This window comes from Marinobacterium arenosum, from assembly GCF_019795155.1.
Lineage (GTDB): Bacteria > Pseudomonadota > Gammaproteobacteria > Pseudomonadales > Balneatricaceae > Marinobacterium_C > Marinobacterium_C arenosum.
Window position 1 is genome coordinate 85,344 of the sequence record NZ_JAILYN010000005.1, and the last position, 22,313, is coordinate 107,656.

Below are 22,313 nucleotides of genomic sequence, written 5' to 3' on the forward strand. Positions count from 1 at the left end.
CACGCTCAGCGCCCCTGCCGTTCCAGTCGGTTGATCAGGTCGCGGACCTGGTCGCGGGCCTCGCTGTCGCTGTGCTGCTCCATCTCGTACCACAACACGTTGATCACCCCGAGTGCGCAGGCCAGCAGCACTCCGAGTATCCAGGCGAAATACCACATAGTCGGGTTCCTCTAATTATCAATCGGGCGTTAATCAGGGAGCGCAGCCGTTGTGCGCCCCCCTTTCTGTCAGTAGCTGGAATGGCTGTGCTGACGGATCTCGGTGACGGTCACCCGGCGCCACATGCGGATGTAGCACCAGAGGGTGTAGCCGAGGATGATCGGCAGGAAGATCACCACCGCGATGAACATGATATTCAGTGTCAGGTGGCTGGAGACCGCGTCCCACAGGGTCAGGCTGCTGACCGGGTTGATGCTGGAGGGCATCACGAACGGGAACATCGATACCCCGGCGGTAGCGATGATGCCGAGGATCGCCAGCGAGCTGGCAGTAAACGCCAGTCCTGCCCGGTCGGCCCGCGACAGCAGCAGCGCCAGCAGTGCGCCGCCGAAGCCGAGCGCCGGGAACAGCAGGGTCAGCGGCTGCAACCGGTAGTTGTTCAGCCAGCCGCCGCTGACCAGTTCGACGCTCTTCGCCAGCGGTGCCGGCGCGCCGTTGGTGTCCGGCAGGTTGCTGATCAGGTAGCCGTCGATGCCGGTGGCCAGCCAGACGCCGGCCAGCGCGAAGCCGGCGACGGTCAGCAGCGCGGCCCACTGGGCCACCCGCGCGGCGCGGCCGGCAACCGGCTCGGCGGCGCGCAGCTGCAGCCAGAGCGCACCGTGCGTGGTCAGCATCGCCGAGCTGACCAGCCCGCAAAGCAGTGCGAACGGATGGAACAGCTCCAGAAAGGCGCCGCTGTAGCTGGCCCGCATCAGGTTATCCAGTTCGAACGGCACTCCCAGCAGCAGGTTGCCGAAAGCGACGCCGAACACCAGCGGCGGAATTGAGCTGCCGACGAACAGCGCCCAGTCCCAGCTGTTGCGCCAGCGCGGATCGGCGATCTTGCTGCGGTAGTCGAAGCCGACCGGCCGCAGGAACAGCGCGAACAGCACCAGCAGCATGGCGAAATAGAAGCCGGAGAAGGCCGCCGCGTAGACCATCGGCCAGGCGGCGAACAGCGCGCCGCCGGCGGTGATCAGCCAGACCTGGTTGCCGTCCCAGTGGGCACCGACGGTGTTGATGATCACCCGGCGTTGTTCGTCATTTCTGCCGACCAGCGGCAGCAGGGTGCCGACCCCCATATCCATGCCGTCGGCGATTGCAAAGCCGATCAGCAGGGCGCCGATCAGCGCCCACCAGATCAGTTTCAGGGTTTCGTAATCGAAGATCATTGCCAGCGTTCCTGTTAAGCGTTAACCGTTTCCAGCGTGCGGCGCTCAGCGTCCGCCGGCTGGCTTTCGAAGTGGTAGCGGCCGGTGTGCAGTGAGCTGGGGCCGAGCCGGGCGAAGCGGAACATCAGCCAGAGCTCGATCACCGCCAGCACGCTGTAGAACAGGATGAAGCCGGTCAGGCTGATGATCAGGTCGCGGGCTTCGAGGCTGGAGGCTGCCATGAAAGTTGGCAGCACCTCGCTGATCGCCCAGGGCTGGCGGCCGAACTCGGCCACGAACCAGCCGGTCTCGATGGCGATCCAGGGCAGCGGGATGGCGAACAGCGCCATCTTCAGCAACCAGCGCTTCTGTTCGATCTGGCGGCGGGCGTTGTAGTAGAACGCCAGCGCGAAGATCAGCAGCATCGCGAAGCCGCAGGCCACCATCACCCGGAAGCTCCAGAACAGCGGCGCCACCGGCGGGGTGGAGTCCTTCACCGCCAGCTGGATCTGCTGCTCGGTGGCATCGGTCACCTGGTCGGTGTAGCGCTTGAGCAGCAGGCCGTAGCCCAGGTCTTGCTTCAGTTCGTCGAAGCGGGCGATGTTTTCCGGCGTCTCCTCGCCGTTGCGCAGTTTCTGCAGGTAGTCGTAGGCGATCATGCCGTTGCGAATCCGCTGCTCATGCTGCGCTTCCAGATCCTTGATGCCGGGCACCTGCTGGTCCAGCGAGCGGGTGGCGATGATGCCCATCAGGTAAGGGATCTTGACCGCATAGTGGGTATGCTGGGCTTCGTCATCGGGCAGGCCGAACAGGGTGAATGCCGCCGGTGCCGGCTCGGTGTGCCATTCCGCCTCGATTGCCGCCAATTTGACCTTCTGCACGTCGCCCACCTCGTAGCCGGATTCGTCACCCAGCACGATCACCGACAGGATCGACGCCAGGCCGAAGCCGGCCGCCACCGAGAACGAGCGCTTGGCGAACGCCAGGTCGCGCCCTTTCAGGATGTAGTAGCTGCTGATCCCCAGTACGAACATCGACGCGGCCACGTAGCCGGCGGCGACGGTGTGGATGAACTTCACCTGGGCCACCGGGTTGAACACCAGCTCGGCGAAGCTGGTCATCTCCATCCGCATGGTCTGGTAGTTGAATTCGGCGCCGACCGGGTTCTGCATCCAGCCGTTGGCGATCAGGATCCACAGCGCCGACAGGTTGGTGCCCAGCGCCATCAGCATGGTGCAGGCCAGGTGCTGGCGCTTGCTGAGCCGCTGCCAGCCGAGGAAGAACATGCCGACGAAGGTGGATTCCAGGAAGAACGCCATCAGCCCCTCGATCGCCAACGGTGCGCCGAACACGTCGCCGACGTAGTGCGAGTAGTAGGACCAGTTGGTGCCGAACTCGAACTCCATGGTCAGGCCGGTGGTGACCCCCAGCGCGAAGTTGATGCCGAACAGCTTGCCCCAGAACTGGGTCATATCGCGGTAGATCTCGCGGCCGGTCATTACGTAGACCGACTCCATGATCACCAGGATCCAGGTCATCCCCAGCGTCAGCGGGACGAACAGGAAGTGGTACAGCGCGGTGATGGCGAACTGCCAGCGCGACAGCTCGACCAGTGATGCGTCAAACATGGTAGCTCCGAATTTATTCCGATTTTCTGTCGGAGGTGTTGTCAGGTGCCTGCCCGGTGGCTTTGTCGGTCTGTTTGCCGCTGCCACCCAGCAGCTGTTCCTTGATCTCCATCATCCGAGTCACGCCGGCACCCAGTTTCATCAGGGTGTTGAGCTTGTCCGGGTTTAGCCGCTGCAGTTCGCTGGCCCACTGGGTGGTGGTTTCCAGCAGGTCGTGGATCTCCCGCATCCGGTCCTGGGCGTAGGCTTCGCTGTCGTTGGCCGGGGCCTCCAGCAGGATGTCACGCAGCATCGACAGAGTCGGGTCCACCTCGCGTTTGCGGCGTTCTTCGAACACCCTGTTGGCCATCTCCCAGATGGTGCCGCGCGGTGTGAAGTAATCCTTGCGGTCGCCCGGAATATGGCTCTGCTGGATCAGCTGCCAGGACTGCAGCTCCTTCAACCCCATGCTGACGTTGCCGCGCGAGATGTTCAGCGCATCGGCGATCTGGTTGGCGTTCAGCGGCTTGTCCGAAACCACCAGCAGGGCATACATCTGGCCTACGGTGCGATTGAACCCCCAGCGGCTTCCCATCTCGCCGAAGTGGAAAACGAAGGACTCGATCATTGGTGAGAGCTGCATTTTATGATCCTTCTAAACTTTCAGAATTTTCTGAAAGTTAGATTTTTCCTTGTCCCGGGTCAATAGGGCGGATTGTCGCAGTTGATGGATATCAAGGCGCCCAGCAGGAAAAAGCGCTAGCTGGGATCGGTTTTGTTTGCTGTGGACAGTTACTTGAAAGTCTTATCTAACAGTGGGTTATAAGATCTACTGCGGGTCCATCTATGGCTGGAGAGAGCAGAAATAGAAAATTTGGACAGGATGGGGATCTGTCGTGCAGGGGACGGTAGTGGTCGTATTGCATGGGCTCGGGCCTCAATCATTTAGCACTTTAAGCTGGAATGATTGACACCTTATGCCGGGGGGCAGGCGAAGTGTATAACCTAAAAAGGGAGCCTGGGGCTCCCTTTTCAATGGTGGAATCAGTAATCAGGCGTTGGCGCTTTCGCGGCTAGCCTGTACTTCACTGACCGGCTCGGCCGCGTTGTAGATCGACTCGTCCAGTTCGTTCTCGGACTTGCCGACCAGTACCGACACCATCAGGTCGCCGGAGACGTTGACGCAGGTGCGGGCCATATCCAGGATACGGTCGATACCGGCGACGATCGCCAGACCTTCCATCGGCAGGCCTACAGTGGTCAGTACCAGCGACAGCATGATCAGGCCGGCGCCCGGTACACCGGCGGTACCGACCGACGCCAGGGTCGAGGTGGCGATGATGGTCAGGTAGTCGGCCATGCTCAGGTCGATACCGAAGGCCTGGGCCACGAACAGTGCGGCAACACCCTGGTAAAGTGCGGTGCCGTCCATGTTGATGGTGGCGCCCAGCGGCAGCACGAAGCTGGAGATCCCTTTGGAAACACCGAGATTTTCCTGGGCGCAGCGCATACTGACCGGCAGGGTGCCGGAGCTGCTGGTGCTGGTGAAGGCCATCATCTGGGCATTGACGATGCCCTTGAGGTACTGAACCGGACGCAGACGGGCGACGGTGCTGATCAGGCCGCTGTAGACCACCAGGACGTGCAGGATACAGCCGATGTATACGGCAGCGATCACCTTGATCAGCGGCAGCAGCACATCCAGACCGTACTTGCCGGCCACCCAGGCCATCAGCGCGAAGATACCGTACGGTGCGAACTTCATCACCAGTTCGGTCAGCTTGTACATCGCCTCGGCGAAGCTGTTGAACAGCTTGACCGCCGGCTCGGCTTTCTCGCCGATCATGTTCAGGGCGATACCCAGACCCAGTGCAAAGACGATGATCTGCAGGATCTTACCGCCGGCCAGGGCTTCGATCGGGTTTTTCGGGATCAACGCCAGCAAGGTGCTGACCAGCCCCGGCGCCTCTTTGGCTGCCGCGGCCGATTCTGCGGAGACGCTCATATCGAGCCCCGCACCCGGCATCAATACGGTGCCAAGGCCCAGGCCGATGGAGATCGCCACGGCGGTGGTGGCCAGATAGATGACGATCGATTTCATGCCGATGCGACCCATCTTGCGGGTATCCTGCATCGAGGTGACGCCGACGATCAGCGAGCAGAACACCAGCGGTACGATCAGCATCTTGATGGCGTTGATGAACAGGGTACCGATCGGCTTCAGCAGCTCGGCATCCGGGCCCATGACGATACCGACGATGATACCGGCGATCATGCCGATAAAGATCTTTTTCCACAGGGCCAGGTTACCCCAGCCCCCTTTGGAAGTATTGGTTGCAGTGGTCATAGTTCAGGTCTCTTCTTATCGTTGTTGGACGGCATTGTCCGGCAGCAAAAAAAAGACCGCCCCGCCACCATGGACGCGGGGCGGTCCATCCTAGCAACGCGGACGAATCATGTTTTCCGGCTTCAGAATCTCGTCGAGCTGTTCCGTTGACAGCAGCCGCTCCTCGCGCACCAGCTCGACCACGCTGCGGCCGCTGGCCAGCGCTTCCTTGGCCAGTCGGGTGGCGTTGTCATAGCCGATATGCGGGTTCAGCGCGGTGACCACACCGATGCTGTTGTCCACCTGGGCACGGCAGACGTCGGCGTTGGCGGTGATGCCGCGTACGCAGCGGTTCTCCAGCATCGGCATCGCCTTGCTCAGCAGGCGCAGCGATTCCAGCACGTTGTAGGCGATCAGCGGCTCCATTGCGTTGAGCTGCAGCTGGCCCGCCTCGGCGGCCATCGAGATCGCCAGGTCGTTGCCCATCACCTGGTAGGCGACCTGGTTGACCGCCTCCGGGATCACCGGGTTGATCTTGCCCGGCATGATCGAGCTGCCCGGCTGCTGCGGCGGCAGGTTGATCTCGTTGAGGCCGGCGCGCGGCCCCATGCTCAGCAGGCGCAGGTCGTTGGCGATCTTCGACAGCTTGATCGCCAGGCGCTTCAGCATCCCGGAGAACAGTACGAAGGCGCCCATATCGGAGCTGGCCTCGACCAGGTCGGTGGCCTGTACCAGCGGGAAGCCGCTGACCTGGGCCAGCGCTGAGACGGCCTTTTTGCCGTAGCGGCTGTCGGCGTTGATGCCGGTGCCGATGGCGGTGCCACCGAGGTTCACCTCGGTCAGCAGCTCGGCCAGGCCGGCGATACGGTCGATATCCTCGCCCAGGGTGGTGGCCCAGGACTTGAACTCCTGGCCCAGGGTCATCGGCACCGCATCCTGCAGTTGGGTGCGGCCCATCTTGATCACGTCGCTGAACTCTCCGGCCTTTTGCTCAAAGGCCTGTTTCAGCGAGCGCAGCGTATCGACCAGCCGGCCGTGGCTCAGCAGAATCGCCACCCGTACCGCAGTCGGGTAGGCATCGTTGGTCGACTGCGACATATTGACGTCATTGTTCGGATGCAGCTGGCCGTAGTCGCCCAGCGGGTGCCCCATCTGTTCCAGCGCGATATTGGCGATCACCTCGTTGGCGTTCATGTTGGTCGAGGTGCCGGCGCCGCCCTGGATCATGTCGACCACGAACTGGTCGTGAAACTCGCCATCGATCACTCGCTGGCAGGCGGCGATGATCGCATCGGCCTTATGCTGCTCCAGCGAACCGAGCTGGGCGTTGGCGCGGGCGGCGGCCAGCTTGACCATCGCCAGGGCGCGGACCAGCTGCGGGAAGTGGTGCAGCGGCACGCCGCTGAGGTCGAAGTTCTGGCAGGCACGCCAGGTCTGGATACCGTAGTAAAGGTCGGCCGGCAGTTCGGCTTCGCCGAGTAGGTCTTTTTCGCGGCGGGTCAGGCGCTGTTCGATGGCATTCATGGCGATGTACGCTTTTGTTGTTATCTACTGTTTTCTATTTCGAGACTGCGCTGCCGTTTCGGGGCGGTCAGCAATGTCGCTTCGTCTCTTTGACCCTTTAGTTACAGCAAACTCAATGCCAGAACCGCTTTTTTAAATTTAAGTTGCTGTTTTGTAAGGTTTATTTGTTTGGTTTTGAGGTGCCTTCCCGAGCTTGAAACCCTATAACCAGGGTTATGGATCGCTGACCGGACGAATGGTCTGGCTTGCCGGGAGGGCCCGTAGTTACTGAGGTTGGAGGGGTATAACCGCCGTTATGGTGATAACCCTGGTTATAGGGGTTTAAAGAGCCTTGTAGGGTGGGCACGTTTTTTTGGTGCCCACGAGCCGATTGTTCACCTGAGGTAGATGTTTCCCGCTCACCCGCGAAGAAGCTTTAAGAGAAGGCATTCCATTACACGCTGGAATTTTGCATAAACAGGAACGATTCCAATTGGTCATAGGTCGACTGCCAGGGTTTCGCTGTTCGTCGCCGATACCGGCCTGCTACAGTGCCGACCAGATGAACTGGAGATCAATGAATGGAACTGGATATTGCCTGGATCCTGCTGCTGCTGGCGACCGGCCTGGGAGCAGGGATGGTGGATGCGATCGCTGGTGGTGGTGGTCTGATCACCCTGCCGGTGCTGCTGGCCACCGGTATGAGCCCGGTGGAAGCGCTGGCGACCAACAAGTTACAGGGTAGCTTCGGCACCTTTGCGGCGACCCGCTACTTCGTCCGCAAGGGGCTGGTGGACCTGAAGCAGATGCGCTTGATGATCGGCTGCACCTTTGTCGGTGCGGTGGCCGGGACGGTGCTGGTGCAACTGATCGACAGCAGCCTGCTGGCCACGGTGATGCCGGTATTGCTGGTGTTGATCGCGCTCTACTTCGTGCTGTCGCCGCGAATCAGCGATGAGGACAGCGAGCAGCGTATCGGCCCGGCGCTGTTTGCATTTCTGTTCGCCAGCGCTATCGGTTTCTACGACGGCTTCTTCGGCCCCGGCACCGGCACGTTCTTCACCATCGCCTTCGTATCGCTGGCCGGCTACAGCCTGGCCCGGGCGACCGCCCATACCAAGGTGCTGAACTTCACCTCCAATATCGCGGCGCTGCTGTTCTTCATGCTGGGGGGCCATATCGTCTGGGCGGCCGGCATGGTGATGGCGGCCGGTCAACTGGTCGGCGGCCGGCTCGGCGCCCGGATGGTGGTCACCAAGGGTACCCGCTTGATCCGACCATTGATTGTGCTGGTCACCTTGGCGATGTCGGCCAAGCTGCTGTTCGACCAGTACCGGCAGGGCGGCGAGCTGATGGCGCTGCTACAGAGCTGGTTTTAAGTATTTTCTAGAACCTGGTCGGACTAAGTTCGATGGCCGCGAAAGCAGTGTTCGCTCATATCCAGTTGTAGGGCGCCACCCGGGGCGCCACCGCCGCAGGCGGTTGAAACGCCTGCCGGCGTTTGGTCGGCCAGGTCCGACCCTACATGGGCCTATCGGCAGGCGGCTGTTCCCATCGGCCGCCCGGCGATCAGTCTCCGTCGCCAAGCGCGGCAAAATGCTCGACCAGCCGTTGCCGCAATTCTCCGATCCGTTCGCGCTGCAGGCTGCGCGGCCGGTAGCAGAGATTGAGCGGCCGGCTCAGTGGCTGCGGCGTCGGTTGCACCATGCGGTCGGCAATGCCCATCGTGGCAATCAATCCCTGCGGCACCAATGCCGGTGCCACCCCTTTTACGCCCAGTTGGGCGACCGCGAAAAAGGAGTTCATCTGCATACCCGGTTGCAGGCCGGTCTGTAGCAACTGGGGCTCGAGGTAACGGTTGGCGGGGTTGTGCAGGTCGATGGTCAGTACCTGCAGTGGCCGGTCGAACGACAGCGGCTCTGGATAGACCAGTACGAAGGGCTCCTCCAGTAGGCGATCCACCTGCAGATCGGTCACCGCCGGCAACCTGCCGGCGCAGATGCCCAATGCGGCATCGCCGGCACGCACCTTCTCCAGGATCAGCGGCGTATGGTGGGTGACGAAATCGAGCCCGCTGTCCCGTTGTAGGTAATCGCGCAGAAAGTCGCCCAGATAGGCGGCCAGCACCGTTTCCGAGCAGGCGATCTGCAGCCGGGTCTCATCGGTCAGTTCCTGGTGATCGAACAGCAACCCTTTCAGGGTCACCAGCTCCGGTGCGGCGCTGGTCAGCAGCTCGCGGGCTTCGGCGGTCAGCTGGATGTTGCGACCCTGGGGTTCGATCAGTTTCTTGCCGAGCCGCGCCTCCAGATTGGCGATCCGCTTGCTGACCGCAGACTGGCTGATATACAGCCGGCTGCCCGCCTTGCCCATGGTGCCCTCCTGGGCCAGCACGTAGAGGGTTTCCAGTCCTTCCAGCAGCATCGAATTGTCCTTGTCTCGGGCGGAGAGGGCGGCGCCGGATCAGTTTCCCACCGGTCGCATCTTTTTCAGCCGTTTGCTCAGCGCCGGCTGGGAGATCCCCAGCAGCCGGGCGGCCAGCGACTGGTTGTGGTCGGCCCGCTGCAATGCTTCTTCCACCAACAGAGCATCCATCTGCGCCAGGGTCGGCAGCGGCAGTTCCGGGTTAAAGGCGACCGGTGTGGATTCGGCCTGCGGCAGCTCGTCGCTGTCGTTGCCGATCGCCTGGCGGAACACCTCCATCGATAGCAGGTGCGAGCGGTGGCGGCTGATGGCGTCATAGACCAGCGCGCGCAGTTCGCGGATATTCCCGGGGAAATGGTAGGTGCTCAGCAACAGCGGCAGTTCCGGCGGATAGCCGGGTGCACTCTTGTCCATCTCGGCAGCGGCCTGCCGGATGAAGTGGTCGAGCAGTAGCGGGATATCCTCCTTGCGCTGACGCAGCGGCGGGATCTGGATCTGATGGGTGCAGAGCCGGTAGTAGAGGTCCTTGCGGAAGCTGCCGTCGGCCTGGCGGGCTGGCAGGTCCTGGTGGGTGGCGACGATCACCCGGGCGCGGATACGCTTCGGCCGGTCGCTGCCGAGCGGGTAGTACTCGCCCTCCTGCAGCAGCCGCAACAGCTTGACCTGAGAAGCCATGCTCAGGTCGCCGATCTCGTCGAGGAACAGGGTGCCGTTGGCGGCCTGTTCCACTAATCCGGCACGGCTGCGCTCGGCACCGGTGAAGGCGCCGCGCTGGTGACCGAACAGGGTGTCGGCGAATACGTTGTCGTCCAAGCCGGCAACATTGACCGTTACCAATGGGCCTTTGCGGTTACTAAGCTGGTGGGCAGCCTGGGCCAGCAGCTCCTTACCGGTACCGCTCTCGCCGCAGATCAGCAGCGGCTGGTTACTCGGCGCGATCGACTCCAGGTACTGGAATACCGCCCGCATGGTGGGGCTGCGACTGACGATCGGCTCGAATACCTCCGGCCGTTCCAGGCTGTTGTTGAGGATCCGCTGGCCCAGCGCCAGGTTCTCGCGACGCATCTCCTGCATCCGGATCGCCCGCTTGATCCCCTCGATCAGCCTGCTCTCCTCGCTGGTCTTGACGAAGTAGTCGAAGGCGCCCTGCTGCAGGCACTCCACCGCCGACTCCACCTGGTTGAGACCGCTGATAATGATGACCGCTATATCGGGGTGCTGCTCGGTGATCATCGTCAGCAGCTGCTTGCCGGACAGGTGCGGCATGGTCAGGTCCAGCAGCACCAGACCGATCGACTGCTGCTGCAGAATATCCATCACCCGGCGGCTGTCGTCGCAACGGTGAATATGGGTGATGCCGCCGGAGCGCTCCAGCAGGATGCTCAGACTGCGCAGGTAGGAGGTTTCATCGTCGACCAGCAGGACGCCGAATTCCGGGTAGAGGCTTTGGTTGATCATTGGTTCGGTGCTCCGCTGGTCGGCAGGGTCATCATCACACTGGTGCCCTGGCCGGGGCTGGATTCGAAGGTCAGGCTGCCGCCGTGGGCTTGCACGATGCCGCTGGATACCGACAGGCCGAGACCGGTGCCGCCATGCTCGCGCTTGGTGGTGAAAAACGGGTCCAGCAGTCGGTTGAGGTTTTCCGGCTCGATACCGCAGCCCTGATCCTCGACCAGCAGCGACACCTGCTGCAGGTCGGCGCGGTAGAGCGTACGCAGACTGACCCCTTTGCTGCGGTTCGGCAGCGCCTGGCAGGCGTTGAGAATCAGGTTGATCACCACCTGCTCGATCCGTTGGGCGTTGCCCAGCACCGGCGCGATCCGCTCGCTGTAGCGCACCTGGAAGTGATCGGTGCTGTTGCGGATCGAGTTGTCGACCAGCCGCACAGCGGTGGCGACCACCTCGTTGAGGTCGAACGGCTCGCGGATATCCTCGCTCTCCTGGCGGGCGAAGTCCTTCAGGTCGTTGACGATCCGCTTGATCCGCCGCGCGCCCTCGTGCATCTCGTCGAGCATCGCCGGAATCTCCTCGCGCATCCGCGAGTAGGCCAGCCCGCCGAGCATGAAGTCACCCTCCTGCTCGTAGCGCTGCTCCATATAGTCCTGGCAGTCCTGCCAGGCTTCGCGCAACACCGGCAGATTGAGCAGCAGCAGGCCACTGGGGTTGTTGATCTCGTGGGCCACGCCGGACACCAGGATGCCGAGCGAGGTCATCTTGTCGGCCTGGATCAGCTGCTGCTGTTGCATATGCAGTTCGGCGGTGCGCTTGTCCACCTGGCGCTTCAGCATCCGGTTCCAGATCACGGTACCGCCCAGTCCGACCAGCAATAGTACCGATAGAATCGCCGCCACCTTGCCGAGCTGTTTCCAGGGCAGACCCTGCTCCTGCAGCGGGCCCAGCCATTTATCGTAGATCGCCTGCTGGCGACCGGTGTTCTTCAGGATCGCCAGCCCCTCGCTGAACTGGGCCAGCAGCTCCTCGTGGCCCTTCAATACTGCATAGCCGTAGCGCTGGGCCTGGAACGGCCGGCCGACCGGTACGATATTGGACAGCCCCAGCTCCTGGCCGAGATAGAGCCCCGGCAGGTTGGCGACCAGCGCGTAGTCGTACTTGCCGGCGGCCAGTTGACGCAGGGCGTCGGCGTGGGTGGCGGCGGTGATGATGATCGCGCCGACATCGTTCTGCAGCAGGTAGTCGTGCATGATGCCGTGCTGCTGCACCACCACCTGCTTGCCGCGCAGTTGCTCCAGCGAAGTGGCCTTGGGATCGCCGCGGCGGGCGAAGATCGACTGGTAGACGATGGCGTGCGGCGGGCTGAAGGCCAGGGTGGCACTGCGCTCGGTGGAGCTGACCATCCCCTGCAGGGCGTCGATGTCGCCGTTTTCCAGCGCTTCGCGCATCTCGGCCCAGTCGGCCAGCTCGAAGCGCACCTTCATCCCCATCACCTCGGCGATGGCGCGGGTCAGCTCGACGTTGTAGCCGGCCGGCTGGCCATCCTCATCCAGAAACTCGTAGGGAGGGTAGTTGTAATCGCCACCGACCACGATGATATCGTCGGGCTGGAAGGTGCGGGCCTGGGCGATGCCGCCGGACAACAGCAGGGCGCATAACAGAGTCGGAAGGATTACCCATAACAGTTTGGGCAGCTCTCGACAGTGCAATGGACGATCGGCAGGGTTGTTCATCGGCGGCGGAACCTGATTGAGCGAAGGCCACTGCGACTTTGGTCGCAGGGCACAATGGACAGCTCAATCATAGCCAGATAACAGGGTTGAGTTAACCGTTAGGAGTTAACAGTGAAAAGTTAATAGTTATGAGTTAGCAGATTCGAGTGTCGTGGTCCTTACCTGATGCTTACAGGGTTTCGCGCTTTGTCGCAGCCAGCTCTGCGGGCGACCTGCCATGGCGCCGATGGGGCCGCCACGAGTCGCGGCTGAAGCCCCCTCCTACAGGACCGTTTACTTATCACGCATATTAAATAACGCCCCACAGCCTCAACAGATAGATGCCGGCGCTGAGGGTCAGCACCGAACCGAGGGTGGTCATCAGGATGATATTGGCGGCCAGTTCGGCGTTGCCGCCCATCCCCTTGGCCATCACGAAACTGGCGGCGGCGGTGGGGCAACCGAACAGCACGAACAGCATTGCCAGGTCCTGGCCGCGGAAACCGCTTAGCCAGGCACCGAGGCTCAGCAACAGCGGCAGGATTACCAGTTTGGCGGCGCTGGCCCAGCTGGCCTGGGCCGAGGTGTTGCGCAGGCTCTTCATGTTCAGCGAACCGCCGATCGCCAGCAGTGCCAGCGGCAGGGTCAGGTTGGCGAAGTAGCGACCGGTCTTCTGTACCACTTCCGGCAGCTGGAAGCCGAAGTAGGAGAACGGTAGCGCCAGCGCCACCGCGATGATCAGCGGGTTCTTCAGGATTTCCAGCAGGGTGCCGGCCAGGTTGGCGCCGCCGCCGCGCTGCATCGGCACCGTCAGCGCGATGATCGACAGCACATTGAACAGCGGGATCACCAATGCCAGCAGCAGCGATGCCTGGGCCAGCCCCTCGTTGCCGAACAGGTTGAAGCTGACCGCCAGGCCGATAATGCCGTAGTTGGAGCGGAACGCACCCTGGATGAACACCCCCAGATCCTCCGGCCGATGAATCCAGCGCGCCGCCAGCAGCCACAGCAGCAGGTAGCTGACAATCACGCTAATCAGCACGTAGCCGAGCTGTTGCGGATTGAACACCGCCTGGAAGTCGGTGCGCGAGATCGACATGAAAACCAGTGCCGGCAGGGTGATTACGAACACCAACCGCGAGGCGGTGCCAACGAAGCCGTCGTCGATCACTCCCAGTCGCTTGAGCAGGTAACCGAGAAAGACAATGAAAAATATCGGCGCGACGATGTTGGCGGTAAAGCCGAGGGTTTGCAGGTACAGCTCCATGGGTACTCCGGCAGCGGGGCGGGAAGGCGTGCATCTTAGCGCAGAGTACGCCCGACGGCGCATAACGAGCGGTTATCGCAGGGATAAGGGGATTTGATAAGTGAAGAGTTTACAGTGAGGAGTTAACAGTTATGAGTGAACAGTAATAGGTGGATAACCGCAGTCTCCGGTCACTGTAAACTCACCACTGTTAACTCAACTCTTTGCATACGGCGGATGTAGTTTCGGGTAGTCGAACCAGGTCAGGGTGCCGCAGGATTCGGCCACCTCGGACCAGCTGCGGATACTCAGGTGGATATGGACGATACCGCCGGTGGGGAAATTGTCCAGCGGCTTATGGGTCAGGTAATAGCTCAGCTCTTCAAGGCCGGGGTTGTGGCCGACCAGCATCAGGTGATGGTGGTGGTCGGACTGGGTTTGCAGCACATTGAGCAGGGTCTGGTAGCAGGATTCGTACAGCTCGGGCACCAGCTCCAGCGGTGTGGCACTGAGCCGCGCGGCGATCGCTTCGGCGGTTTCCCGGGCCCGGCGGGCGCCGCTGGCGAGGATCAGGTCCGGTTGCGCGAGCCGCTGGCAGGTTCGCTGGGCCAATCCTTCCAGATCGCTGCGGCCACGTTTGTTGAGCGGCCGGTCGAAGTCGGCCAGCGTCGGATCTTTCCAACTGGACTTGGCGTGACGGATCAAAGTCAGTTGCTTCATGGCCCGTTCCCCAGTGCGCGTCAGTTCTGTGCAGTATTACGCCGGGCGGCCTATTTTGCCAGTTGCGGCGTTGATCCGGTGCCATCGCCCCGACCCTCTTACAGCGTGATCGGGGCGGTGACCGAAGGGTCTCTATCTTGTCCGAGGTGGGTCACTTCGGCTGGGGCACGATTCTCAAATAGGGTTTGGGTGCCTTCCAGCCGTCCGGGAAGCGTTCTTTGGCGACCTCGTCGGAGACCGCCGGAACGATGATCACGTCTTCGCCCTGCTTCCAGTTGACCGGGGTGGCGACCTGGTGCTTGGCGGTCAGTTGACAGGAATCCAGCAACCGTAGCACCTCATCGAAGTTGCGACCGGTACTCATCGGGTAGGTGATCATCGCCTTGACCCGTTTATCCGGGCCGACAATAAATACCGAGCGGATGGTGGCGTTATCGACTGCGGTTCGTTCTTTGGCCTCCCCGCTGGCGTTGGGATGGATCATATCGTACAGCTTGGCGATGCTGAGGTCGGTATCGCCGATCAGTGGATAATTGATAGCACAGCCCTGGGTTTCTTCGATATCGCCAACCCAGGCTTTATGGTCCTCCACTGAGTCGATACTGAGGCCGATCGCCTTGCAGTTGCGCTTGTCGAACTCGGGTTTCAGCTTGGCCATGTAGCCCAGCTCGGTGGTGCAGACCGGTGTGAAGTCCTTCGGATGCGAAAACAGGATTGCCCAACCGTCGCCGATCCAGTCATGAAAATTGAGTGTGCCTTCTGTCGTCTGGGCAGTGAAATCGGGCGCGATATCGCCAATTCGAACAGCCATGGTGTCTCTCCTTTAATCAGGTGTTCAAAGTTTTCCGAGATGGCCTGCGGCCTGGCAGCTTATCGGGCTTGACCGATCTAAGTGTTAAGTCCGACAGGCTGCCAGCGTCCTTGATGAGGGGATACCGGGGACGTAAGAGGCCTGAGGCCTGCGGTAGTTATAGTTGAGAACCGAAACGACAAGCGGAGCAGGTTATGCCGTTTTGATCTTACCCTATGGTTATTAGCAGTAACGGCCCGCTTAGAGCCTGAACAGTCTCTTATAGACAGAGCGACTAAGCTTAAATGCATGATCCATATCGAATGCCACTGCCACGGTCGATTGCGTGAACTGCTGCCGCAGGGACAGCGCGGCTGCCGCCGGCTGAAACTGAAGCAGCGACTGACGCTCTACGAACTGCTGGCGATGCTACGGATACCCCATCCGGAGGTGGACCTGGCGCTGTGCAACGGCGAATCGGTGGACCTGCAGCAGCGGATCGGCGACCGGGACCGCTTGCATCTCTACCCCAGTGCCTGCGGGATGGTGGAGTCCCGCCCGTTGCAAAGGCTAAGAACCCGGCCGCTACGCCTGCCGCGTTTCATTCTGGATGTGCATCTGGCCCGGCTGGCCCGTCGAATGCGGCTGTTGGGGCTGGATTGCTGGTACCAGCCCGGTACCGCCGACGACGAAATCATCCGCTTGGCACTGGCCCAGCGGCGTACCATCCTGACCCGTGACCGGGGCTTGCTGCACCAGCCGGCGGTCCAGCACGGCTACTATGTGCGGGCGATTGAGCCCTCCCGGCAGTTGCAGGAGGTGTTGAGCCGGTTCGATCTCTATCCGCAGTTGGCACCGTTCAGCCGCTGCACGCTCTGTAACGGAATGATCGAAGCGGTCGATAAGGAGCGGGTTCGCGACCAGGTAAAGCCGCAGGTCTATCGATTGTTCGAGGAGTTCTTTCGCTGCGGCCGCTGTGGCCAGGTGTACTGGCAGGGCAGCCACTACGAGCGGATGCTGCGTGACCTGCAACCCTGGCTGGTGCCAGAGTTCAGTGGTCGGTCAGACGGCCCAGGCGCCGTAAACTGAGCAGCCCCAGCAGCGGGCCGGGCAACAGCAGCCAGATCAGCCATTCGATCGGCCAGCCCGGCAGCAGCCAGCCCAGCAGTGCCACCGACAGGGTGGTCAGGCTGTAGCCGAGACAGTTGATCAGCGTGAGCGCGCTGCCAACCACGGCCGGCGGTGCATGCTGGGCCGACAGGGTGGACAGCTGCGGCGAGTCGCCGACCACCGAGAAACCCCAGATCAGCCAGAATGGCAGCAGCAGCCAGCCGGGGGCCTGCATCATCAGCGGCGACAGCAGGCAGCAGAGGCCTGACAGTGCCAGCATCAGGCTGGCGACCGGGCGGCTGCCGAAGCGTAACGACGCCCTGCCGCCCAGAATACAACCGAGGCCGCCGATGGCGATGATCGCGAAGGTCCACAAGGAGCTGTTCAGCGGACTGTGATGGTAGTCGGCCCAGGCATTCAACCAGAGTGGCGCCAGCGCCCAGACCGCATAGAGTTCCCACATATGGCCGAAATAGCCGCCGGCGGCGGCCTGCAATGGTCTGTGCCGCAATGCTTGTATCAGCGCCCGCCAGTTCAGCGGCGCGCCCCGGTACAGCGCCGGTCCGTCGGGTACGCCAGCCAGTACCAGTAGGCCGGCCAATAGGGTGGTGGCGGCGACTGACAGCATCACCGGCTGCCAATGCTGGCCGATCAAGCCGGATAGCAGGTGCGGCGAGGCGGTGCCCAGCACCAATGCACCGACCAGGTAGCCCAGCGCTCGGCCCAGCCCTTGCGGATACCAGCCGGTGGCGATCTTCATGCCGACCGGGTAGATACCGGCCAGCATCAGGCCATTGATAAAGCGCAGCCACAGCAGCTGATCGAGGGTCTGGCTCCACAGTGCGATTGCCAGCGAGCAGCCGGCACTCACGGTGGTGCAGGCGAAGAACAGCATCCGGGGCGAGACGCGGTCGGCCAGCGCCAACAGCGCGAACAGCAGTGCACCGGCGATAAAACCCAGTTGAACCGAATTGGTCACCGCGACAACGGCGCTGTCGGGTAGCGCCCAGCTCTGCTGCAGGGCGGGCAGGATGGCGTTGCCGGCCAGCCAGCTGATGGTGCCCAATAACTGGGCCAGGATGATCAGTGGCAGGATGCGGCGGGGACGGTCAATGTCGGACAACGGGCAGGCTCCATGCTGGCGAAGAGCACAGCCTAAGGTTTATCCGGTGCGATGAAAAGAGCGGGTTCGGAACGCTTGTTCACAGGTTCCTTAGAGAAACTGCCACCAGCGCACCTTCTTGCGATAGGGGATAAACGGCTGGATCTCCTCGAACAACCGGTTCATCTGTTCGACATGGCGCAATTTCAGGGTCTGCTGGTCGGCGTACAGTTTGAGTTCGCTCACCTGGCCGCGATAGGTCTTGTACAGCAGGGCGTGAACATCGGCCAACGGCAGACTTCGTATGGACTGGTCGCCGTAATTGACCTGTAGTACGCCTTCTGCCACCTGCAGGCGTTGACTTCGGATACGCCGAAATTCTGTTATCACGTTGGGCAGTCGCAGCAGGACGACCAGCAGAAACAGCGCCGCCGCCAGTTCGATGCTGAACAGATCTACCGAGCCGAACAGCGCTAACAAGGCGCCGAGGCCGATCGCCTGCTCGAACGTCTCGAACAGAAAACGCAGTGCGGCAAGCGAGGTTGTTTGATACACCAAGATGGACTCCGCCAGTTATTGAGTCTTTGTTCAGTGTAACGGGTCATGGTGGCTTTGGTTGCGGCCAGATGGCCCCTCCGATTGGGGCCATCCGGCACGTTTCAGATTGGGGGCAGGGTATTTATCCGCTGTCTGGTGACTTACCCGGCCAGCCATCCGGAACCCGCACCGCTTCCACTTCCCCTTCGGCGCAGGTCACCTGGCCCGACGAGAGGATGCAGCTGAGCAGAATCTTGTTGTCGTGGATCGATTCGAACAGTGCCAGTAGTTCCACCGGCTGGTCGACCGGTACTGGGTGCAGGTATTCGATCGACAAGCGGTCGGTGCAAAAGCGGATCGGTTCCCCTTCGCCGATCTGGCGTTCGGCCTGCTGGTAGGCCATGGCGATGGCGCTGCACAGGCAGTGATAATCGATCAGGGCGGCGATCAGGCCGCTGTTCAGGTAGCGCCTGCTGGTGAGCGATTGGTAGTCCGACGGCTGAAAGGTGCAGATGGCTCGATCATTCCCTGACCAATAACTCTGGATCCTGAATCCCGGTTCCGGCTTGGCGCCATACCCGAAACATAGGCCGTACGGGATCTGATCCTGGAACGCGAGCATGGTCATACCCTATCAGGTTCAATGGTCAGAAATTGGGATGTCCCCGTACTGTTAAGTGTAGATGGCTTGCCACACAACGAAAAACGGCCTCCCGAGGGAGGCCGTTACTGTCGGAGCGTGTCCTTTAGCCGCCGAGGTAGGCTTGGCGGACCGCTTCGTTGGTCAACAGCGCGTCGCCGCTGTCTTCCAGTACCACCCGGCCGTTTTCCAGCACGTAGCCACGGTCGGCGATACGCAGCGCCTGGTTGGCGTTCTGCTCTACCAGGAAGATGGTCACGCCCTCATCGCGCAGCTTCTGGATGATGTCGAAGATCTGCTGGATGATGATCGGCGCCAGGCCGAGCGACGGCTCGTCCAGCAGGATCATGCGCGGCTTGGCCATCATCGCCCGGCCGATCGCCAGCATCTGCTGTTCGCCGCCGGACATGGTGCCGGCCCGCTGGCTGTACCGTTCACGCAGGCGCGGGAACAGTTCCAGCACGTGCTCGGCAGTGACGTCGGCGTCCGCCTTGCTGCGGAAGTAGGAGCCCATATAGAGATTCTCTTCCACGGTCAGGCCGCTGAATACGCGACGCCCTTCCGGCACGATCGCCAACCCCTGCTGCATGATCATCGACGTGGGCTGGCCGGTGATCTCCTTGCCGTCGAAGATTACCTTGCCGGAGCTGGCCTGAGGGTCACCGCAGATGGTCATCATCAGGGTGGTCTTGCCGGCGCCGTTGGCGCCGATCAGGGTAACGATCTCGCCCTGGCGTACTTCGACGGAGACATCGTGCAGCGCCTGAATCTGACCGTAATGGGTGTTTACGTTTTCAATTCGCAGCATCTTATTCCTCCCCGAGGTACGCTTTGATCACGTCCGGATTGTTCTTCACTTCGTCCGGAGTGCCGTCCGCCAGCGGGGTGCCCTGGGCGATTACGTAGATGTGATCGGAGATCCCCATTACCAGGCCCATATCGTGCTCGATCAGCAGTACCGAGATCTCGTGCTCATCGCGCAGCTGGATGATCAGCTCGTCCAGCTCCTTGGTCTCGTTCGGGTTCAAACCGGCCGCCGGTTCGTCCAGCAGCAGCAGTTCCGGCTGAGTCACCATGCAGCGGGCGATCTCCAGACGACGCTGCTGGCCGTAGGCTAGGTTGCCGGCTTCGCGGTTGGCGAACTCCAGCAGATCGACCTCTTTCAGCCAGTAGGCGGCACGGTCCATTGCCTCGTCCTGCAGGCGGCGATAGCTCGGCGTTTTGAACAGGCCGGACAGCAGGTTGGTGTTGAGGTGACGGTGCTGGGCAACCAGCATGTTCTCAATCACCGTCATTTTGGAGAACAGGCGTACGTGCTGGAAGGTGCGTACCAGCCCCTTGCGGGAGATCTGGAAGTCTTTCAGCCCGGCAATCTGCTCGCCTTTGAACATGACACTGCCGTCGGACGGGATATAGAAGCCCGACAGGCAGTTGAACACGGTTGTTTTACCGGCGCCGTTGGGGCCGATAATGGATACGATCTGTCGGTTCTTGACGCTCAGGTTAACGCCGTTTACCGCCACCAGGCCGCCGAAGCGCATGGTCAGACCGTTAACATCAAGCAGTAACTGACTCATTGATTCAGCTCCAAATGCGGACGTTTCATCGGTACCAGGCCTTGTGGGCGCCAGCGCATCATCACCACCATCAGCAATCCGAACAGCAGCATGCGGTATTCGGAGAACTCACGGGCCAACTCCGGCAGGATGGTCATCACGATCGCCGCCAGGATGACGCCGATCTGTGAGCCCATGCCGCCGAGCACCACGATCGCCAGGATGATGGCCGATTCGATGAAGATGAACGATTCCGGGCTGATGAAACCCTGTCGCGCGGCGAAGAAAGCGCCGGCGAAACCTGCAGTGGAGGCGCCCAGGGTGAATGCGGACAGCTTGATGATGGTGCGGTTCAGACCGAGCGAGCGACAGGCGATCTCGTCCTCGCGCAGTGCCTCCCAGGCGCGGCCGATCGGCATCCGGGTCAGCCGGTTGATCACGTAGACCACGAACAGCATCAGTATCACGGCGATCAGGTACAGGAAGATCACCTTGTAGGAGCTGGAGTAGTCGATGCCCATCCACTCATGGAACGGGACGTTGCCTTCCTCCTTGGCGCGGCGGGTGAACTCCAGGCCGAACAGGGTCGGCTTCTCGATGCCGGAGATGCCGTTCGGGCCACCGGTCAGCGCGGTCCAGTTGTTCAGCAGGATACGGATAATCTCACCGAAACCCAGTGTAACGATCGCCAGGTAGTCACCGCGCAGTCGCAACACAGGGAAGCCGAGGATAAAGCCGAAGGTGGCCGCCAGGCCGGCGGCGATCGGCAGGCAGGCCCAGAACGACAGGCCGAAGTACTGCGACAGCAGCGCGTAGGTGTAGGCACCCACCGCGTAGAAGGCGACGAAGCCCAGGTCGAGCAGACCGGCCAGGCCGACCACGATGTTCAGGCCCAGGCCCAGCATGATGTAGATCAGCGTCAGGGTGGCCAGGTCGACCGCGCCGCGCGAAACCATGAACGGCCACACCAGCAGGCCGACGATCAGCGCTGCCAGCAGCCAGGGCTTCAAGGTGGCGCGTTTTTCCTCGGCCGGCAGCAGGGCGCCGATTTTCGGCTTCGGCAGTTTACCGAACAGTGTGTCGATCCGGTCGGCGAACAGCTGGGCCAGGAATACCAGCACGATGCCGCCGACAATCCAGCTCCATTGCTCGCCGCTGGCGCCGCTGACGGTTAGGGTCGTGCCCTCGGTGTTCAGCTTGACGCCGATCATCAGGCAGGCCAGTACGAAGGTGATACCGGCGGCGAAGATTGCGTTGTAGATCTTGCTCATCAGACTTTCTCCACCTCCGGTTTACCCAGCAGACCACTCGGCCGGAACAGCAGGATCAGTACCAGCAGGCTGAAGGCGACGACGTCCTTGTATTCGGACGGGAAATAGGCGGAGGTCAGCGCTTCGGTAACGCCCAGAATCAGGCCGCCGAGCATCGCGCCCGGAATCGAGCCGATACCGCCCAACACCGCAGCGGTGAAGGCTTTCAGGCCGGCCATGAAGCCGACGAACGGGTTGACCACGCCGTAGTACAAGCCCAACAGCAGGCCGGCGATGGCGGCCAGCGCGGCGCCGATGACGAAGGTCATCGAGATGATCTTGTTGGTATTGATACCCAGCAGGTTGGTCATGCCCAGGTCTTCAGAGCAGGCGCGGCAGGCGCGGCCCATGCGAGACTTGGAGATGAACAGGGTCAGGCCGGCCATGGTGAGGAAGGTAGCCAGCCAGATCAGCAACTGCATGTAGGAGAAGGAGACCTCGAACACCGACGGATCGCCGAAGGTCCAGCCACCGGAAATCTGCGGCGGCAGCGCCACGTCGCGCGAACCCTGCGACAGAACCACGAAGTTCTGCAGGAAGATCGACATACCGATCGCGGAGATCAGTGCGATCAGTCGGTTGGAGCCGCGCAGCGGCCGGTAGGCCACCCGCTCAACGGTCCAGCCGTAGGTGCTGGAGGTGATGATGGCGATAATCAGCGCGATCAACAGGACGATCGGCAGGCTCACCAGCCCCATGCTCATCAGACCGGCAATCACGATGAAGGTAACGTAAGAGCCGATCATGTAAATTTCGCCGTGCGCGAAATTGATCATGCCGATGATGCCGTAGACCATCGTGTAGCCAATGGCGATCAGGGCATAGGTGGACCCGATAGTCAGCCCGTTAATGAGCTGCTGGATTAGGTACAGGGAAGTTTCGGTCATATTTCGGGACCTGAATAATAGAACACCTTGATTCCGGATCACGAA

The 22,313-nt window shown here is 61.6% G+C and carries 21 protein-coding genes; 2 read left to right on the plus strand and 19 right to left on the minus strand.

The window, feature by feature from the left end:
- Positions 1 to 5 precede the first annotated feature (5 nt).
- The 6 genes from cydX to aspA form a co-directional block, all read right to left on the minus strand.
- Positions 6 to 158, minus strand: coding sequence for a cytochrome bd-I oxidase subunit CydX (cydX, locus tag K6T12_RS03805; protein WP_222219637.1), 153 nt, complete (start codon positions 156 to 158; stop codon positions 6 to 8).
- A gap of 69 nt (positions 159 to 227) precedes the next feature.
- Positions 228 to 1,370, minus strand: coding sequence for a cytochrome d ubiquinol oxidase subunit II (gene cydB, locus K6T12_RS03810; protein WP_255611522.1), 1,143 nt, complete (start codon positions 1,368 to 1,370; stop codon positions 228 to 230).
- Between the two features lie 14 nt (positions 1,371 to 1,384).
- Entirely contained in the window at positions 1,385 to 2,977 is a 1,593-nt protein-coding gene (locus K6T12_RS03815; RefSeq protein ID WP_222219638.1) for a cytochrome ubiquinol oxidase subunit I, read from the minus strand.
- A 13-nt stretch (positions 2,978 to 2,990) separates the two neighbouring features.
- A complete protein-coding gene (locus K6T12_RS03820) occupies positions 2,991 to 3,599 on the minus strand; it encodes a GbsR/MarR family transcriptional regulator (protein ID WP_222219639.1) in 609 nt (202 codons plus the stop codon).
- Positions 3,600 to 4,007: 408 nt separating this feature from the next.
- Positions 4,008 to 5,303 carry a dicarboxylate/amino acid:cation symporter gene (locus K6T12_RS03825; protein WP_222219640.1) on the minus strand — a complete coding sequence of 432 codons (1,296 nt, stop codon included), beginning with the start codon at positions 5,301 to 5,303 and terminating at the stop codon, positions 4,008 to 4,010.
- Positions 5,304 to 5,393: 90 nt separating this feature from the next.
- Positions 5,394 to 6,806 carry an aspartate ammonia-lyase gene (aspA, locus tag K6T12_RS03830; RefSeq protein ID WP_222219641.1) on the minus strand — a complete coding sequence of 471 codons (1,413 nt, stop codon included), beginning with the start codon at positions 6,804 to 6,806 and terminating at the stop codon, positions 5,394 to 5,396.
- 560 nt (positions 6,807 to 7,366) lie between these two features.
- Here aspA and K6T12_RS03835 point away from each other — a divergent pair.
- Positions 7,367 to 8,164, plus strand: coding sequence for a TSUP family transporter (locus K6T12_RS03835; RefSeq protein WP_222219642.1), 798 nt, complete (start codon positions 7,367 to 7,369; stop codon positions 8,162 to 8,164).
- 190 nt (positions 8,165 to 8,354) lie between these two features.
- Here K6T12_RS03835 and K6T12_RS03840 read toward each other — a convergent pair whose 3' ends face one another.
- From K6T12_RS03840 to K6T12_RS03865, 6 genes are all read right to left on the minus strand, one after another.
- On the minus strand, positions 8,355 to 9,206 hold the full coding sequence (locus K6T12_RS03840; protein WP_222219643.1) for a LysR family transcriptional regulator: 852 nt from the start codon (positions 9,204 to 9,206) through the stop codon (positions 8,355 to 8,357).
- Between the two features lie 39 nt (positions 9,207 to 9,245).
- The gene (locus tag K6T12_RS03845; RefSeq protein ID WP_222219739.1) at positions 9,246 to 10,661 is read right to left on the minus strand and encodes a sigma-54-dependent transcriptional regulator; all 1,416 of its coding nucleotides are present in this window, start codon (positions 10,659 to 10,661) and stop codon (positions 9,246 to 9,248) included.
- Positions 10,661 to 12,391, minus strand: a complete 1,731-nt coding sequence (locus tag K6T12_RS03850) for a transporter substrate-binding domain-containing protein (RefSeq protein WP_222219644.1) — start codon at positions 12,389 to 12,391, stop codon at positions 10,661 to 10,663. The genes K6T12_RS03845 and K6T12_RS03850 overlap by 1 nt, the downstream gene beginning before the upstream one ends.
- A 289-nt stretch (positions 12,392 to 12,680) precedes the next feature.
- Positions 12,681 to 13,637 carry an AEC family transporter gene (locus K6T12_RS03855; RefSeq protein ID WP_222219645.1) on the minus strand — a complete coding sequence of 319 codons (957 nt, stop codon included), beginning with the start codon at positions 13,635 to 13,637 and terminating at the stop codon, positions 12,681 to 12,683.
- 195 nt (positions 13,638 to 13,832) lie between these two features.
- A complete protein-coding gene (locus tag K6T12_RS03860) occupies positions 13,833 to 14,336 on the minus strand; it encodes a SixA phosphatase family protein (RefSeq protein WP_222219646.1) in 504 nt (167 codons plus the stop codon).
- A gap of 151 nt (positions 14,337 to 14,487) precedes the next feature.
- A complete protein-coding gene (locus K6T12_RS03865) occupies positions 14,488 to 15,147 on the minus strand; it encodes a peroxiredoxin (protein ID WP_222219647.1) in 660 nt (219 codons plus the stop codon).
- 288 nt (positions 15,148 to 15,435) lie between these two features.
- Here K6T12_RS03865 and K6T12_RS03870 point away from each other — a divergent pair, with 288 nt between their 5' ends.
- Positions 15,436 to 16,215 (plus strand): Mut7-C ubiquitin/RNAse domain-containing protein, encoded by a 780-nt coding sequence (locus tag K6T12_RS03870; RefSeq protein ID WP_222219648.1) that lies wholly within the window; start codon positions 15,436 to 15,438, stop codon positions 16,213 to 16,215.
- On the opposite strand, the gene K6T12_RS03875 is transcribed toward K6T12_RS03870, so the two are convergent.
- The 7 genes from K6T12_RS03875 to livH form a co-directional block, all read right to left on the minus strand.
- The gene (locus K6T12_RS03875) at positions 16,178 to 17,359 is read right to left on the minus strand and encodes an MFS transporter (RefSeq protein WP_222219649.1); all 1,182 of its coding nucleotides are present in this window, start codon (positions 17,357 to 17,359) and stop codon (positions 16,178 to 16,180) included. The two genes, K6T12_RS03870 and K6T12_RS03875, sit on opposite strands and share 38 nt — an antisense overlap.
- 90 nt (positions 17,360 to 17,449) lie before the next feature.
- Positions 17,450 to 17,896, minus strand: a complete 447-nt coding sequence (locus K6T12_RS03880) for a hypothetical protein (protein ID WP_222219651.1) — start codon at positions 17,894 to 17,896, stop codon at positions 17,450 to 17,452.
- Between the two features lie 121 nt (positions 17,897 to 18,017).
- A complete protein-coding gene (locus tag K6T12_RS03885) occupies positions 18,018 to 18,503 on the minus strand; it encodes a hypothetical protein (protein ID WP_222219653.1) in 486 nt (161 codons plus the stop codon).
- A 118-nt stretch (positions 18,504 to 18,621) separates the two neighbouring features.
- Positions 18,622 to 19,323, minus strand: a complete 702-nt coding sequence (locus K6T12_RS03890) for an ABC transporter ATP-binding protein (RefSeq protein ID WP_222219654.1) — start codon at positions 19,321 to 19,323, stop codon at positions 18,622 to 18,624.
- A gap of 1 nt (position 19,324) precedes the next feature.
- The gene (gene livG / locus K6T12_RS03895) at positions 19,325 to 20,092 is read right to left on the minus strand and encodes a high-affinity branched-chain amino acid ABC transporter ATP-binding protein LivG (RefSeq protein ID WP_222219656.1); all 768 of its coding nucleotides are present in this window, start codon (positions 20,090 to 20,092) and stop codon (positions 19,325 to 19,327) included.
- Positions 20,089 to 21,342 (minus strand): high-affinity branched-chain amino acid ABC transporter permease LivM, encoded by a 1,254-nt coding sequence (locus K6T12_RS03900; RefSeq protein ID WP_222219658.1) that lies wholly within the window; start codon positions 21,340 to 21,342, stop codon positions 20,089 to 20,091. The genes livG and K6T12_RS03900 overlap by 4 nt, the downstream gene beginning before the upstream one ends.
- On the minus strand, positions 21,342 to 22,268 hold the full coding sequence (gene livH / locus K6T12_RS03905; RefSeq protein WP_222219660.1) for a high-affinity branched-chain amino acid ABC transporter permease LivH: 927 nt from the start codon (positions 22,266 to 22,268) through the stop codon (positions 21,342 to 21,344). The genes K6T12_RS03900 and livH overlap by 1 nt, the downstream gene beginning before the upstream one ends.
- Positions 22,269 to 22,313 lie beyond the last annotated feature (45 nt).